Annotated in this window: 14 protein-coding genes and 1 other annotated feature; of the genes, 10 read left to right on the forward strand and 4 right to left on the reverse strand. The window is 44.0% G+C overall.

Features of this window, described 5'->3' with window-relative positions:
- The first annotated feature begins 88 nt into the window (after nucleotides 1-88).
- Entirely contained in the window at nucleotides 89-712 is a 624-nt protein-coding gene (locus J6836_RS11420; RefSeq protein ID WP_219244192.1) for a glutathione S-transferase family protein, read from the forward strand.
- On the opposite strand, the gene J6836_RS11425 is transcribed toward J6836_RS11420, so the two are convergent.
- A complete protein-coding gene (locus J6836_RS11425; protein ID WP_219244193.1) occupies nucleotides 705-1,532 on the reverse strand; it encodes an SDR family oxidoreductase in 828 nt (275 codons plus the stop codon). The two genes, J6836_RS11420 and J6836_RS11425, sit on opposite strands and share 8 nt — an antisense overlap.
- Nucleotides 1,533-1,799: 267 nt before the next feature.
- Nucleotides 1,800-1,926, forward strand: a sequence feature (His leader region).
- A gap of 40 nt (nucleotides 1,927-1,966) precedes the next feature.
- Between J6836_RS11425 and hisG the strand changes: the two genes are divergently transcribed.
- Genes hisG through hisIE form a run of 8 tightly spaced genes read left to right on the forward strand, consistent with a single transcriptional unit; the run spans nucleotide 1,967 to nucleotide 9,043 of the window.
- Nucleotides 1,967-2,866, forward strand: coding sequence for an ATP phosphoribosyltransferase (gene hisG, locus J6836_RS11430; RefSeq protein WP_219244194.1), 900 nt, complete (start codon nucleotides 1,967-1,969; stop codon nucleotides 2,864-2,866).
- Nucleotides 2,867-2,872: 6 nt separating this feature from the next.
- Nucleotides 2,873-4,189 (forward strand): histidinol dehydrogenase, encoded by a 1,317-nt coding sequence (gene hisD, locus J6836_RS11435; protein WP_219244195.1) that lies wholly within the window; start codon nucleotides 2,873-2,875, stop codon nucleotides 4,187-4,189.
- A 3-nt stretch (nucleotides 4,190-4,192) separates the two neighbouring features.
- Nucleotides 4,193-5,263, forward strand: a complete 1,071-nt coding sequence (hisC, locus tag J6836_RS11440; protein WP_219244196.1) for a histidinol-phosphate transaminase — start codon at nucleotides 4,193-4,195, stop codon at nucleotides 5,261-5,263.
- Between the two features lie 13 nt (nucleotides 5,264-5,276).
- Nucleotides 5,277-6,344 carry a bifunctional histidinol-phosphatase/imidazoleglycerol-phosphate dehydratase HisB gene (gene hisB / locus J6836_RS11445; protein ID WP_219244197.1) on the forward strand — a complete coding sequence of 356 codons (1,068 nt, stop codon included), beginning with the start codon at nucleotides 5,277-5,279 and terminating at the stop codon, nucleotides 6,342-6,344.
- On the forward strand, nucleotides 6,344-6,937 hold the full coding sequence (gene hisH / locus J6836_RS11450; protein ID WP_219244198.1) for an imidazole glycerol phosphate synthase subunit HisH: 594 nt from the start codon (nucleotides 6,344-6,346) through the stop codon (nucleotides 6,935-6,937). Before hisB ends, hisH begins: the two co-directional genes overlap by 1 nt.
- Before the next feature lie 5 nt (nucleotides 6,938-6,942).
- Complete coding sequence (gene hisA, locus J6836_RS11455) at nucleotides 6,943-7,680, forward strand: 1-(5-phosphoribosyl)-5-[(5-phosphoribosylamino)methylideneamino]imidazole-4-carboxamide isomerase (RefSeq protein ID WP_219244199.1); 738 nt, start codon at nucleotides 6,943-6,945, stop codon at nucleotides 7,678-7,680.
- The gene (gene hisF / locus J6836_RS11460) at nucleotides 7,662-8,438 is read left to right on the forward strand and encodes an imidazole glycerol phosphate synthase subunit HisF (protein ID WP_219244200.1); all 777 of its coding nucleotides are present in this window, start codon (nucleotides 7,662-7,664) and stop codon (nucleotides 8,436-8,438) included. Before hisA ends, hisF begins: the two co-directional genes overlap by 19 nt.
- On the forward strand, nucleotides 8,432-9,043 hold the full coding sequence (hisIE, locus tag J6836_RS11465) for a bifunctional phosphoribosyl-AMP cyclohydrolase/phosphoribosyl-ATP diphosphatase HisIE (protein ID WP_219244201.1): 612 nt from the start codon (nucleotides 8,432-8,434) through the stop codon (nucleotides 9,041-9,043). Before hisF ends, hisIE begins: the two co-directional genes overlap by 7 nt.
- Before the next feature lie 196 nt (nucleotides 9,044-9,239).
- On the opposite strand, the gene J6836_RS11470 is transcribed toward hisIE, so the two are convergent.
- Both J6836_RS11470 and J6836_RS11475 read right to left on the reverse strand, forming a co-directional pair.
- Complete coding sequence (locus J6836_RS11470) at nucleotides 9,240-10,226, reverse strand: ABC transporter substrate-binding protein (protein ID WP_219244202.1); 987 nt, start codon at nucleotides 10,224-10,226, stop codon at nucleotides 9,240-9,242.
- Between the two features lie 55 nt (nucleotides 10,227-10,281).
- Nucleotides 10,282-12,459 (reverse strand): TonB-dependent receptor, encoded by a 2,178-nt coding sequence (locus J6836_RS11475; protein ID WP_219244203.1) that lies wholly within the window; start codon nucleotides 12,457-12,459, stop codon nucleotides 10,282-10,284.
- 333 nt (nucleotides 12,460-12,792) lie between these two features.
- Here J6836_RS11475 and J6836_RS11480 point away from each other — a divergent pair, with 333 nt between their 5' ends.
- Nucleotides 12,793-13,290, forward strand: coding sequence for a YbaK/prolyl-tRNA synthetase associated domain-containing protein (locus J6836_RS11480; RefSeq protein ID WP_219244204.1), 498 nt, complete (start codon nucleotides 12,793-12,795; stop codon nucleotides 13,288-13,290).
- Between the two features lie 47 nt (nucleotides 13,291-13,337).
- Here J6836_RS11480 and J6836_RS11485 read toward each other — a convergent pair whose 3' ends face one another.
- Nucleotides 13,338-13,979, reverse strand: coding sequence for a CatB-related O-acetyltransferase (locus J6836_RS11485; protein WP_219244205.1), 642 nt, complete (start codon nucleotides 13,977-13,979; stop codon nucleotides 13,338-13,340).
- Nucleotides 13,980-15,092: the final 1,113 nt, after the last annotated feature.

Consider the following 15,092-nt stretch of genomic DNA (forward strand, 5'->3'; position numbering starts at 1 on the left):
AATAAAGATTTGCCTGAAAGCGAATTTAATCTATCTTAGCTATGGTTAATGATATGGCTAATGACAAAAAATCAATTAGGAGACTGCAATGTTAACTGTCTGGGGACGTGCCAATTCTTCCAATGTTAAAAAAGTGCTTTGGTGCTTAGAAGAATTAAATGTGGCTTATAATCAAAAAGATGTGGGTGGCCCATTTGGTGGGCTTGATACACCTGAATATAAAAAAATGAATCCAAACAGCACAATCCCAACTCTACAGGATGATGACTTTGCGCTGTGGGAATCAAATGCGATTTTACGTTACCTTACGGAAAAGTTTGATCACTCTCACTTATTACTCGCCAAGGATATACAAGAAAGAGCAGCAGCGGATAAATGGATGGATTGGAGCAATGCGAATTTATTCGATCACATCAAACAGATGATGAACAAAATCGTCCGTGTCCCAGAAGCAGACAGAGACCCAGAACAAGCAAAAATCATTTATGCCAATATCAACAAATTACTGCAAATTGCCGATGACGCCTTAGCCCATCAGGCTTATTTCAGTGGTGATAAATTCGGTATTGCCGACATCGCCATTGCGCCATTATTTTACCCATGGCACGAAATTGTCACTGAACGCCCTGAGTTTAAAAACTTAGAGCGCTGGTATCAGCAGCTCACCACACGCCCTGCGTTCCAAAAAATTGTGATGATCCCAATTAAATAGTCATCAACATGCTATTCGGGTTTGGGTATTGATATTCAAACCCGATGTCTTGGCAGATACGATTGCCGTTAATTACTTTACCTTCAGGCTCATCCACTGAGTCAATAAATTCAGGAGGAGCGAGCCCCAGTGATTTTGCCGCTTGGGTATAAAACGCTTGTCGTGTTGGGTGAATAGGCGCGCACAAATTATAAATATGCCCCCCCTCTGGTTGGTTAAGTAATGCAAGAATCGCCTCAATAACATCATCTTGATGCACCATATTCACAGGCTGCATGGCACCTTTAACCCCTGTTTTGCCAGCTAAAAAACGCCCTGCATGACGTTTTTCCCCCACTAACCCCGCTAAACGCAGTATATCCACTGAAATATTTGGCAATTGATGTAACCAATTTTCGGCATCAATCAACGCCTGTGCAGAAGCCGTTACACCTTCTAACGGAGAATCTTCCGTCATTTCACCATTTTGCTCCCCATACACCGCCGTAGAAGAAGTAAAAATCACTTTGGGAACCTTGAAAATAATAGCGCTGTTTACCAGCGTCTCAATTGCTGACACATAGTGTTCCACATTCACTTTAGAGGGTGGCAACAAAATAGTTATCGCATCACTGCCTTCCATCAATTGTGTTAAATCATCAGTGTCACATTCTAGTTCAGGCGTCAGTTTCAATGAGTAGCACTCAATACCCACACTTCGAGCTGCCTCAATGCCATCTGGTGTCGTTTTGGTGCCCACCACTTGAACGCCCTTAGCTAATAAAGCCTGCGCAAGTGGCAACCCCACCCACCCCAATCCAATAATCGTGACTTTTTTCATGTTTCGACTCCAAATCTTCTAAGGCGCTGAATTTTTTCTTAGATTAGCTGAAAACCATAAAACTTCCGAATAGATTTTCGGGGGGATTAATCACTGTAAAAACTGCTCAACGAATTATTATTGGTTATTTTTTAAAAAAAGGTTGCATTCATAGGGGGAAATCGGATAGGTTGGATACCAATGAGTATTTAGTTAGCACAGTGAATGTTTAGTCATTCAGTTAAATAAGAGAACGGAAGACATCATGAATCGTATTTCACGCAACCATCATCATCACCATCATCCTGATTAGTCTTTCGGGCGATGTGTGCTGGAAGACGATCAACGAATCTTCCGGTGGCTGAAATGCAAATGAGAGAACCCTCGGAAGATAATCTTCCGAGGGTTTTTTTATATTAAAACAAAAAGTTACTAAAGGAATATGGGGTAAGGTTATGTTGGATAAATCACGTTTACGTATTGCAATTCAAAAGTCAGGTCGTTTAAGCGAAGAATCAAGAGAGTTACTTGCTCGCTGCGGGATCAAAATCAATTTACAACAACAACGTTTGATTGCTTATGCAGAAAATATGCCTATTGATTTACTTCGCGTTCGCGATGACGATATCCCAGGGCTGGTTATGGACGGCGTTGTGGACTTAGGTATTATCGGCGAAAACGTCCTTGAAGAAGAATTATTAAACCGCCGTGCTCAAGGGGAAGACCCGCAGTACAAAACATTGCGTCGTTTAGATTTTGGTGGATGCCGTCTGTCTTTAGCTGCGCCATTAGATTTTAATTACACAGGTGCAGAATGCTTAAATGGCTCTCGCGTTGCCACCTCTTACCCACACTTATTAAAACGCTACTTCGACCAAAAAGGTATTCAGTTTAAATCTTGCTTACTGAACGGTTCAGTCGAAGTCGCCCCTCGCGCAGGCTTAGCGGATGCCATCTGTGACCTCGTTTCAACGGGTGCAACCTTAGAAGCCAACGGACTGAAAGAAGTGGAAGTCATTTATCGCTCTAAAGCCTGTTTAATTCAGCGTGATGGCGAAATGTCTGCTGATAAACAACAGCTTATCGACCGCATGATGACCCGTATTCAAGGCGTTATCCAAGCTCGTGAATCCAAATACATTATGTTGCACGCGCCAAGTGAAACGCTGGATGAAATTATTGCGCTGCTACCGGGTGCTGAACGCCCAACTATCCTGCCATTAGCGGGTGACCACAGCCGTGTCGCTATGCACATGGTCAGCTCAGAAACCTTGTTCTGGGAAACCATGGAAAAACTGAAAGCATTAGGTGCAAGTTCAATTCTTGTTCTGCCAATCGAAAAAATGATGGAGTAAGTCGTCATGGAAATGGGATTCAACCAGCCGATCCGCTGGGCAGATTGCAACGAACAACAACAAAGCACATTACTGATGCGCCCTGCTATTGCTGCCTCTGGCAGCATTAGTACCGCGGTTAGTGACATTATCGACCAAGTCCGTCGTGAGGGTGATAGCGCCCTCCAAGCTTTAAGCCGTCGTTTCGATAAAACCGAAATTGATACTGTGCGTATTGCGCCAAATGCCGTCAATGAGGCCGAAACACGCTTAGGCGATGAGATTAAAACGGCTATGAAAACCGCGATTAGCAATATTCGCCGTTTTCACGAAGCGCAGATCCCCGCGCCCATTACAGTAGAAACCCAAGCGGGTGTTGTTTGCCAGCAAGTCACACGCCCAATTGATGCGGTTGGTTTGTATATTCCGGGTGGCTCAGCACCGTTATTATCAACAGTCATGATGTTAGGCACTCCAGCCAACATCGCAGGCTGCCGTAAAATTATTTTATGTTCGCCACCGCCTATTGCTGATGAAATCTTGTATGCGGCAAAACTGTGTGGCATTACAGAGATTTTCCAAGTCGGTGGTGCGCAAGCGATTGCTGCCATGGCCTTTGGCACACAAAGCATTCCTGCGGTCGATAAAATTTTTGGCCCAGGCAACGCATATGTGACCGAAGCAAAACGCCAAGTCAGTCAAAGCCACGAAGGTGCCGCAATTGATATGCCAGCGGGCCCATCTGAAGTTTTAGTCATTGCAGATAGCCAAGCGAACCCTGCGTTTACCGCCTCTGACTTGCTATCTCAAGCGGAGCATGGCCCAGATTCTCAAGTCATTTTATTAACCGATGATGACAACTTTGCCCAGCGCGTGATAGCGGAAACAGAAAAACAACTCGCACAGCTTTCTCGCGCTGCGATTGCGCGAGAAGCCCTGAACGCCAGCCGCGTCATTATTGCTGACTCCATCAAACAATGCGTGGAAATCAGTAACCGTTACGGGCCAGAACACTTGATTTTACAAACTCGTGATGCCGATGATTTAGTCGCCAGCATTACCAGTGCAGGGTCTGTGTTTGTAGGTGATTGGTCACCAGAATCTGCTGGGGATTACGCTTCAGGCACCAACCACGTTTTACCGACCTATGGTTACACAGCAACCTATTCAAGCCTCGGCCTTGCGGATTTTATGAAACGCATGACGGTGCAAAAGCTGTCTAAACAAGGTTTACTCGGCTTAGCCAACACCATTGAAACGTTAGCGCAGGCGGAACAGCTGACTGCCCACAAAAATGCGGTGACTTTACGCGTCGCAGAACTTAACAAACAAAATCAGGAGTAAGTCATGAGCCAAAAATTTAATGCCGCCAGCCTTGCGCGTGAAAATGTCAAAACCATGACTCCATATATGTCTGCGAGACGTTTAGGGGGAAATGGAGACGTCTGGCTCAATGCGAACGAATACCCTATTGCCCCTGATTATCAATTTAGCGAGCGCAACCTAAACCGTTACCCAGAATGCCAACCTGTGGCTGTAATCAATAACTATGCGGCCTACGCAAGCATTACCCCTGAGCAAGTTTTAGTGTGCCGTGGTGCGGATGAGTCCATTGAATTGCTGATCCGCGCATTTTGCGAACCCGGCAAAGATGCTGTGATGTTCTGCCCTCCGACATATGGCATGTACAGCGTCAGTGCAGAAACTTTTGGCGTCGAACAGAAAAAAATCATGGCACTGCCAGATTGGTCATTAAATATGGCCTCTATTCGCGAAAACCTAACGAATACTAAACTGATTTATATTTGCAGCCCAAATAACCCAACGGGCAACATTATCGATAACAAAGACTTACTGGAAGTGTTAGAGATGGCCGCAGGTCGCGCACTGGTAGTGGTCGATGAAGCCTATATTGAGTTTTGCCCACAATACAGTGTCGCAAGCTGGTTAGCAAAATACCCAAATCTGGTAATATTAAGAACGTTATCAAAAGCTTTTGCGTTAGCAGGCCTGCGCTGTGGCTTCACACTCGCATCACCTGAAGTCATTGAGGTTTTATTAAAAGTTATCGCCCCTTACCCATTATCAACCCCAGTTGCGATGATTGCAGCGCAAGCACTTGATGCACAAGGCATCGCCACCATGAAAAGCCGTGTAGCAACCGTAACGGAAAACCGCATTGCTCTGTCCGAAGCTCTGCGTGATTTATCGGTTGTCGAAAAAGTTTACCCAAGCGAAACCAACTATATTTTGGTGCGCTTTACTGACGGTAATAAAGTCTTTAAAGCCCTGTGGGATCAAGGCATTATCTTACGTGACCAAAGCAAGCAGCCGGGACTGGAAAATTGCCTGCGCATTACTATTGGGACAGAAATTGAAAATGTCCGTGTTATTGAAGCTATTGAAGCACTATGCTAATTAGGAATGACTCATGAGCCAGAAAATTTTATTTATCGACCGTGATGGAACATTAATTACCGAGCCACCAACCGATTTTCAAGTGGATAGCTTAAGTAAACTCGCCTTCGAAAAGGCCGTCATTCCAAGCTTACTTGCACTGCAAAAAGCCAATTATCGTTTAGTGATGATAACCAACCAAGACGGCCTAGGCACCGATAGCTTCCCGACCGCAGACTTTGAGCCACCACACAACTTGATGATGCAAGTTTTTGAATCACAAGGCGTAAAATTTGATGAAGTGCTGATTTGCCCGCACAAGCCTGAAGATAACTGTGCTTGTCGCAAACCTAAACTTCAATTAGTTGAGCGTTACTTAGACAGCAATGTGCTCGATAGCGACAATAGCTATGTCATCGGCGACCGTGAAACAGATATCCAACTGGCTAAAAACATGGGGATCAAAGGGTTACGCTATAGCGCGACCGACCTCGATTGGGAAACCATCACTGCCCAATTAACCAAACGCGACCGCCATGCACGTGTTGAGCGCGTCACCAAAGAGACTAATATTCTGGTGGAAGTTTGGTTAGATCAAGAAGGTGGCAGCAAAATTAACACCGGCGTTGGCTTCTTTGACCACATGCTAGACCAAATCGCAACCCACGGTGGTTTCCGCTTAAATGTTGAAGTCAAAGGGGATTTATTTATCGATGACCACCACACTGTCGAAGACACAGGCCTTGCTTTAGGTGAAGCACTGAGAGTCGCACTGGGCGATAAACGCGGCATCGCGCGCTTTGGTTTTGTACTGCCGATGGATGAATGCCAAGCACGCTGTGCACTGGATATTTCAGGGCGCCCTCACCTTGAATATAAAGCCGAATTTAAATACCAACGCGTGGGCGATTTAAGCACCGAAATGATTGAGCATTTCTTTAGTTCTCTATCTTACGCTATGGGCTGCACGTTGCACTTGAAAACCAAAGGGAAAAACGACCACCACAAAGCGGAAAGCTTATTTAAAGTGTTTGGTCGCACATTGCGCCAAGCCATCCGTGTTGAAGGGGATACTTTACCAAGCTCAAAAGGGGTTCTTTGATGAACGTTGTCATCCTTGATACAGGCTGTGCCAATTTAGCGTCGGTCACTTATGCAGTGCAACGCCTAGGCTATAGCCCCGTAGTGAGCCGTGATACCAACACTATCTTACAAGCCGACAAGGTATTTTTACCTGGTGTAGGCACAGCAAGCGCGGCAATGGAAAAACTCGTAGAACGTGAATTAGTGCCCTTAATCAGAGCATTAACTCAACCTGTTTTAGGGATTTGTTTGGGCATGCAATTACTGGGTAGCATCAGCGAAGAAGGCCAAACAGAAATTCCATTACTTGGCCTGATTGATAGCCCAGTGCGCAAAATGGACGCCAATGGCTTACCTGTTCCCCACAGTGGCTGGAACCAAGTAAAAGCCCTCGCGGGTAACCCGTTATTTAAAGGGATTGGTGATGAGGCTTATTTCTATTTTGTGCACAGCTATTCGATGCCAATTTCAGAAAATACCATCGCGCAAACTCAATATGGCAACCCATTTAGCAGTGCAGTGAATCGCGACAACTTTTTCGGCGTGCAATTTCACCCTGAACGTTCAGGTGCCGCTGGCGCTCGCTTGATTCAAAACTTTTTGGAGATGTAAGAACCATGATCATTCCTGCATTAGATTTAATTGATGGCACTGTAGTGCGGTTACATCAGGGGGATTACGCCAAGCAAACCGATTACGGCACTGACCCACTACCGCGTTTACAACAATATGAAAAAGAAGGTGCGACGCTTCTGCACCTTGTAGATTTAACGGGAGCAAAAGACCCGCAAAAACGCCAAATTCCGCTGCTAAAAAAACTATTAGCAGGCGTGAGTGTGCCCGTACAAGTGGGCGGTGGTATTCGCACCGAAGACGACGTCAAAGCGTTATTAGATGCGGGTGCAACTCGCGTGGTGATTGGTTCAACGGCTGTCACCAAGCCTGAACTGGTGAAAACCTGGTTTGAAACCTACGGCGGTGAAGCAATTGTGTTGGCGTTAGATGTGCGGATCAATGCCGAAGGCGTGAAAGAAATCGCCATTAGCGGCTGGCAAGAAAACTCTAATTTAACCTTAGAGCAAGCCATTGAAATTTATCGCCCTTATGGCTTAAAACACGTCCTTTGTACCGATATTTCAAAAGATGGCACGCTGGCAGGCTCAAACGTCAATCTGTACCAAGAAATCAGCCAGAAATTCCCTGATATTGAGTTTCAGGCCTCTGGTGGTATTGGTAATTTAGCAGATATCGCGGCTATTCCAGCGTCAGGCGCTGCTGGGGTTATCGTGGGCAGAGCATTACTTGAAGGTAAATTTACCGTTGCGGAGGCAATCGAATGTTGGCAAAACGCATAATTCCTTGTTTGGATGTTCGCGACGGGCAAGTCGTTAAAGGTGTGCAATTTCGTAACCACGAAATTATCGGCGACATCGTGCCATTAGCGCAGCGCTATGCACAAGAAGGTGCTGATGAGCTGGTTTTTTATGATATTACTGCGTCATCAGATGGCCGTGTTGTCGATAAAAGCTGGGTCGCTAAAGTCGCTGAAGTGATTGATATTCCGTTCTGCGTGGCAGGTGGTATTAAGAGTGTGGAAGATGCGGCGCAGATTTTGTCTTTTGGCGCAGATAAAATTTCCATCAACTCCCCTGCACTGTCTGACCCAACCTTAATCACCCGTTTAGCCGACCGCTTTGGCGTTCAGTGCATCGTCGTGGGCATTGATACGTGGTTCGATGACAGTACCAATGAATATCAAGTGTACCAGTTTACGGGGGATGAAAAACGCACCACCCAAACCCGCTGGAAAACCTTGGATTGGGTTAAAGAAGCCCAGCAACGTGGCGCGGGCGAAATCGTATTAAATATGATGAACCAAGATGGTGTACGCCAAGGGTATGATCTGGTACAACTGAAAAAAGTGCGTGAAGTTTGCCAAGTGCCACTGATTGCTTCAGGGGGCGCAGGTGAAAAAGTTCACTTCCTTGATGCCTTTGCTGATGCAGGTGTTGATGGTGCCTTAGCCGCTTCCGTCTTCCACAAACAAATTATTAATATCGGTGACTTAAAACAATACCTAGCCGAAAATGGAGTTCAAATTAGAGTATGTTAACCACAGAACAATGTAGCCAACTGGCATGGCAAAAAGTCGATAACCTAATGCCGGTTATCGTACAACACGCAGTTTCAGGGGATGTGCTTATGCTGGGGTACATGAACCCTGAAGCGCTGCAAGTCACCTTAGACAGCCGCAAAGTGACCTTTTATTCAAGAACCAAACAGCGTTTGTGGACAAAAGGGGAAACATCCAATAATTTTTTAAATTTAGTTGATATTTACCCTGATTGCGATAGCGACACCTTATTAGCCCTCGCCCTGCCAGATGGCCCAACATGTCATAACGGTACACAAAGCTGTTTTGCACCAGCACAAAGTGACTGGGGCTTTTTATTTGAGCTGGAAACGCTGTTAAAAGAGCGTAAAACGGCATCGCCTGAAAGCTCTTATACTGCTCGCCTCTATGCCAGCGGCACAAAACGTATCGCACAAAAAGTCGGTGAAGAAGGCGTTGAAACCGCACTGGCTGCAACCGTTAATGACCGTGCTGAATTAACAAACGAAGCTGCGGATTTGATGTACCATTTAATGGTGTTACTGCAAGACCAAGACCTCGATTTAAGCGCGATTATCAAACGCTTAAAAGAGCGTCATCAGTAATCTAAACACTGCCAGCCTCGCTGGCAGTGAGGTTGTTGACAAAGCAGGATAAAAGCGTGGTTTTTCCTGCTTTGTGTTATCAGCCGAAAATCAATAATTTGATTTTCCTCGTTCATTTTCAAAACCTATCTAACCTGCAGTCAAACCTAATCGGTTTGTCAGCAGTCTGACTGCCAGCCTCGCTGGCAGTTTTGTTTTATGGGTGCAAAATATTATCGATTTGCGCCTCACTCAGTGAAATACCAAAGAATTTCAGGTAGAAATCGGCCGTTTCTTGCTGCATATCGATATCCGCAAAACGCTCTGGGTACAGCGTTTGAGCTAGCCATAAGAACTGCAACGCTTCTTCAGACGTTTCACGACACCACCAAAACATGCCTTTCGGGTTCACATACACTTGCTGATTTTTAACCGCGTCCATCTCTTGCCATTGGGAGGACGATTTGATGATATTGGCATCTTCCTTGTTCATCGCCACAATCACATCGGGGTTCGCTGCAATAATCGTTTCCAGTAATACCTCACCAGAGTTATTTTTTTTATCTGCAAACCATGTTTCTGCCACATTTTTTGCCCCTGCTAAATCCATCCAATCTTGATTTAACGATGGTCGCCCCGAGGTAAACAACGTGCTTCCCATACTGTGGTAAACCGTGCGTTTTTCCGCTTCCGTCAAGCCCGCCAGCCGCGCATTGACCAATGCCACATTACGGTCAAAATAACGTTGGTATTCAATCGCTTTGCTTTGTGCATCAGGGCCCAGCTCTTTTGCGGTAGCCTGTACTCTTTCTTGTAACGATTTTAAAGAGTTAGCAGGGTATTCAACCACTTTTACCCCTGCACTTTCTAATAGATCTCGCTGTGGGACTTCCATTCCTTTGGCGACAAACAGTAATTCCGTACGTAATGAAATGATTTGCTCTGGGCTTAGTTGGTTGCTAATACTGATCACCGGGACATCATCAATATTTGGCAGCATTTGACGAAACAACGGAATTTTTTTCGCAATCACCGAGGTACCGACAATTTGCTCGCCGTAACCGAGCATCATAATAATAGTATTTTGTGCAGGCCAAGGCGTCGCGATGCGCAATTGCGGGTTATCTGTCTTCGCCTGTATTGCACTGCCCATTAGCAGCCCAAACAGTAAAACGACCGATTGCAGGAAAATAGTTTTTCTCATATTTATCACGCCGCTTTACCTTGATGTAAAACGGCGTGCTCCTAGACGTTTATAATTAGAAATCAAACGTAACCGTTGCACGAACTTCACGGCCTGCCCCTAAGAAGGCACTCCCCCCACGGCCTTCACCATTGATCCCTGATGGGAAAATGGATGCCCAGTAACGTTCATCAGTAACGTTATTCACCGATAAACGAACCGTTGTTGGAGTTTGATTGATTTTTGTGCTGTAGCGAGTGCCAAGGTCTAACGTCGTGTAACTTCCCGCCCAACTAGTATTGGTATCATTAGCGGCACGTTTACCGGTGTAATGCACATTGGCGCTATACACTAATTCAGGCATAGATGGCAGAGCATATTCCACTAACATATTCGCCTGAACTTTAGGCACCCCCACAACACGTTTATCACGCGCTTCGATTTTTTTCGTGTCTTTTAATTTCGGGTCTAAGAAAGTAATCCCACTATAAACATTCAACCCTTGCCAAATATGGCCTGTAGCGGTGAGTTCAAGCCCCCTGTTGACTTGTTCCCCTTGTTTGCGAAATACATCATTATTATCGACATAAGCGAATGGGCGCTCTAAATGAAACAGTGCCGCACCGAGGTTTAAATCAGCCACATCCGCTTTGACCCCAATTTCATATTGCTTACTACGATAAGCATCGAGTGTTTGCCCTTCATTTTTAATATTTTGATTCATTGGCGCGGTATCCCCCTCTTCCAGAGAGTCCGCGTAGCTCACGTAGGTCATCACTTGCGGGGTGATTTTATACATCACCGCCCCTTGCGGGCTTAGCCCGTTATCATTGGTTTGGCTGGTTTTATGGTGTTGTTTGTCAAAGCTTTGGCTTTCAATCCAGCTTTGGCTCAAATAAAACATCGCCGACCACTGCGGGTCAAAAGTGATAGTGTCACCCACCGTGATACTTTGTTGACGGTTTTCGCTGGCTTTGTAGCGAGAGCCCCCCGTATGAATTCGCCCATCAGATGGCTCTTCCATTGGTGAAGGGTTGAACATATTGCTTGAGCCTAAATCCCGTTTAATGCTGCCATCTTTAGCACTGTAAATTGACCAAACATAGCCATTGGTGGCAAATGATAAATCATGGCCAATGGAGCCCGTGTCCACATGGCCATTGAGTACCGCAGAGTTACTCAGGACGCGAAAACGCCCTGATGCAGGGGAGTCTGACAATGATCGCTCAATCCTACCTTGATTATTGGTAATTTGGCTTGAAACCGTGCGCATCGCCCTGTCCGCTTGCTGGAAACCAACACCAGCTGTCAATTTCCAATCTTCATTGAAGTCATGAATTAAACGAGTGCTAACGGTATCAGTAGTTAAATCATTCCCCGCGGTATGCAGAGCTAAGTTTTTATCTTGTGGGTTTGGCGCTTTGGGTAATTCTATTTTAGGGCCATAACTGAAGCTGCCAACATAACCTTTTTGCACAAAATTATAGTGGCTGGCGTTCAGTTGTAATTGTGTACCAGGTTGAATGTTCCAATCAAAAGCAACCGATGCCAGCTTGCGGCGTAAGGTGCTGTCTTTTAAGTTCCCCGTCCCTTCTTCATCCATTAAATTTAAGCGGTAACCAAAGCGTTTATCGGTATCGAAATACCCCCCAAGGTCAACGTGCCCGCTGTAGGCATTACGGCTTTGATAACCTAATGATAAACGTTGAATATCTTCAGGGCGCTTGGCGGTGAAGTTAAACTGCCCTGCGGGGCTTGCTGGGCCATACAATGCCCCTGTTAAACTGTTGATGACATCTAACCGGTCGAGCATCTCTACCGGGAATGCCGTTGTTGACACCATATAGAGCCCATCCAAGCGACTATTGGCAACAACGCTACCTTGCATACCACGGCTTTGCGGACGACCGACATCCATCCCACCGCGTGCTTGCATCTGTGCGCTTGGGGCATATTTCAGCAGCTCACTGACACTTTTGGCTTGCTGGTTATCAATCATTTCGCGACTGATTGTCGTGGTGGAATAAGGTGTATCAATCCATTCCACATCACCTAATGGCCCAAGGTCAATTTGAGAAGTAAAGAAACCTGCGCCAGCTTGGGCTTCAGCGGTGACATCTGTTGGTGCTGCTGTGACTAACATTTTGTCTTGTTTTGGTTTGCTGATTTGTTCGGAGGTTTGAGCAGCAACGATGGATGGCGCAATCCCTGCGATCAAGGACGTTATGACATATAAGTGAGTTTTACGTTTCATGTTATCTATTTTCGTTATATAAAAGTTTATATTACCGAGAATAAAACAGAGCGTAAATGATCAAGCTCAATTCTTAACAATATCCATTCTCATTATTAACATGAGGCTATTGTTTATAACCTATTGAATTTAATAAATAATAAAAATAGGCCAGAATATACCATAATAAAATCCGTGGACGGATGGACAAAACAGGTAAAAACCGCATCTGATATGCAATTTATACTATTTCCCAAATTTGCGCCTTTATCGCCTCTTACGTTTTGCGGTTGTATCTACCAATGAACTTGTTATCATTCCCTGATATTGATGGGGTTTTAAAGGGAAAAGACTGTGTCAGAGAACGTAATTTTTAAGCAGTTAACTCAGTTATTAGATGACAACCAAGCCAAATACCGTGTGATGGAGCACTCCACCGCAGGGAAATCGGAAGAAGTGGCGAAAATTCGTGGAACACAATTAGGGCAAGGAGCGAAGGGTCTAGTTTGCCATGTAAAAGGAAATGGAGTGAAGCAACATGTTTTAGCCATTTTACCTGCGGACAAGCAAGCCGATTTAAGCAAAATCGCCATCGCTATCGGAGGAACTCGCGCATCACTGGCAAGCCCAAAAGAAGTCGATGAACTAACTCAGTGTGTATTTGGCGCAATCCCCCCGTTTAGCTTTCACCCTAACTTACTGCTTATTGCCGATCCGTTATTGTTTGCGCGTTTTGATGAGCTAGCATTTAATGCAGGGACGTTAGAGCGCTCAATTATTTTAAATACACAAGATTATCAACGTATTGCACAGCCTACGTTGGTTGAATTTATTCGTACAGAAGAAAGCTAACCGTCTAATAGCAAAAAAGGGGACCCCGCAGAATCCCCTTATAACAATTACGAATGACGTTGTTGATCGTACTCAATACTGGCTTGTTTTAGAGCCTGAAAATCAGAACCACAAATCACACGCTTTAATGCGGTGAATTTTGCTGCTGGCCAATCATAGATTTTCAGCGCCAATAGTTCGGTAATCACTTCAGGTACAAACCGGTGTTTAACTGGTTTTGCAGGGTTCCCCCCCACAATGCAATAAGGTTCGACGTCCTTAACAACCACACTGTTAGTGGCAATTATGGCACCTTCACCGATTTTGACACCGGGCATAATAAACGCCCGCATGCCTATCCATGCACCGTCCCCAATAACCGTATCCCCTTTGCCAATATAAGCTTCCTCAATAAATTCAAGGAAAGGATACAAACAGAACCAGTCCATTCGATGGGTATGGTTTCCCCCCATCAAAATCACCGCTTCACTGCCAATGCAGACATAATCGCCGATATACAGTTGGTCAACATCCCACGCAAGCTGCCAATCGCGACTTTGCTCATCCCCTTGCAAATAACGCACAACGGAATTTTCAAAACCGTCATCCCAACAATCACTGTAATAGCTATGGCAGCCTTTAATATGAATGTTCGGGTTTTTCACAACTTCATGTAATAACTGATATTTTGACCAATGTTTCTTATTCATGGTAATAAACCTATTTTAGTTGTTTATGATTACCATAGAACGCTTTCTATGGTGATGTATTCGCGCTCAAAACACATCACCTTTAGCCACTCGAGGCTGTTTTAATAAGGAATTTAACATCTAACGCCCTCTCATAGGCTATCTATAAACCCATCACACAATATCATATTAATAGAAATAAATGCCATTATAATAATAAATTAATTAATAATCGAAAAATTAATAATTATTCATTTTTATTTCAGACTAAATTCAAAAACAAACACTTAACGTTTAATTAAATATTTAATAAATTAATACTGAACTTTAAAATTTAATGATAAAAATAAAATCATAAGGAATACCATGGCTGAAAACACAAATTTACTCAGTACATTCATAAGCAGCTTAATGACTGGGATTCCAACTAACAATTATTCAATCGATAATATAGATTATTTTTATGGTTGTGTGGATATTCTAAACAGTATGACGTCTGATTTTTCCCCCGAACGTCCGTACGTCAATCTAGATTCAAATGAAATTTATCATCCCCTTAACCCTGCTATTTATAATAAAGAAGACAAAAAAATTTATTATAATCAAAATAAATTTATTGGTAATTCAACACAAAAAGAGAGCAGTGACACATATGGAGATCTAAAAGGAAGTGTTTATTTTGCACAGAATTCAATCATTCCTGCTGTTAATCGAATTGAAGGGGACATACAACCAACATTAGTGCCTAATCGAAAAACCTTAATTATGTTTAAACCCCAACATATAATCCCCGATAACGACGATGTTTATATAGAAATAACAGATAGTAAGGGAACAGGGTCATATCTTAAAAAACTTTCGCCTCCATCAAAACTCCCCCAGTTATCCTATTTAAGCATTTATGAAACAAATCTAAGGCCTCGAGACTTTAAAAAACCTAGCTTTTTTGATTTAGAAGTCAGAAATGCAAATCAACTAAATAAGGTACTAGAAAACCCCAACTATTTTAATCAACTTATTTCCAAGTCAGATAATATAAAATTTAATTTCAGGGATATAAAATTCGATAATTGGACTAAGTCTATTCATCTTAACTCAAACCCACAATATCAAGGTAAAAATACAGTTTTCCAT

The sequence above is a fragment of the Providencia sp. R33 genome (assembly GCF_019343475.1).
In the GTDB taxonomy this organism is placed as follows: Bacteria; Pseudomonadota; Gammaproteobacteria; order Enterobacterales; family Enterobacteriaceae; genus Providencia.

Excerpts from the sequence above, each read along its gene's own strand:
- J6836_RS11420 (WP_219244192.1), top strand. The coding sequence starts at position 89 with ATGTTAACTGTCTGGGGACGTGCCAATTCTTCCAATGTTAAAAAAGTG.
- J6836_RS11425 (WP_219244193.1), bottom strand. The coding sequence starts at position 1,532 with ATGAAAAAAGTCACGATTATTGGATTGGGGTGGGTGGGGTTGCCACTT.
- hisG (WP_219244194.1), top strand. The coding sequence starts at position 1,967 with ATGTTGGATAAATCACGTTTACGTATTGCAATTCAAAAGTCAGGTCGT.
- hisD (WP_219244195.1), top strand. The coding sequence starts at position 2,873 with ATGGAAATGGGATTCAACCAGCCGATCCGCTGGGCAGATTGCAACGAA.
- hisC (WP_219244196.1), top strand. The coding sequence starts at position 4,193 with ATGAGCCAAAAATTTAATGCCGCCAGCCTTGCGCGTGAAAATGTCAAA.
- hisB (WP_219244197.1), top strand. The coding sequence starts at position 5,277 with ATGAGCCAGAAAATTTTATTTATCGACCGTGATGGAACATTAATTACC.
- hisH (WP_219244198.1), top strand. The coding sequence starts at position 6,344 with ATGAACGTTGTCATCCTTGATACAGGCTGTGCCAATTTAGCGTCGGTC.
- hisA (WP_219244199.1), top strand. The coding sequence starts at position 6,943 with ATGATCATTCCTGCATTAGATTTAATTGATGGCACTGTAGTGCGGTTA.
- hisF (WP_219244200.1), top strand. The coding sequence starts at position 7,662 with ATGTTGGCAAAACGCATAATTCCTTGTTTGGATGTTCGCGACGGGCAA.
- hisIE (WP_219244201.1), top strand. The coding sequence starts at position 8,432 with ATGTTAACCACAGAACAATGTAGCCAACTGGCATGGCAAAAAGTCGAT.
- J6836_RS11470 (WP_219244202.1), bottom strand. The coding sequence starts at position 10,226 with ATGAGAAAAACTATTTTCCTGCAATCGGTCGTTTTACTGTTTGGGCTG.
- J6836_RS11475 (WP_219244203.1), bottom strand. The coding sequence starts at position 12,459 with ATGAAACGTAAAACTCACTTATATGTCATAACGTCCTTGATCGCAGGG.
- J6836_RS11485 (WP_219244205.1), bottom strand. The coding sequence starts at position 13,979 with ATGAATAAGAAACATTGGTCAAAATATCAGTTATTACATGAAGTTGTG.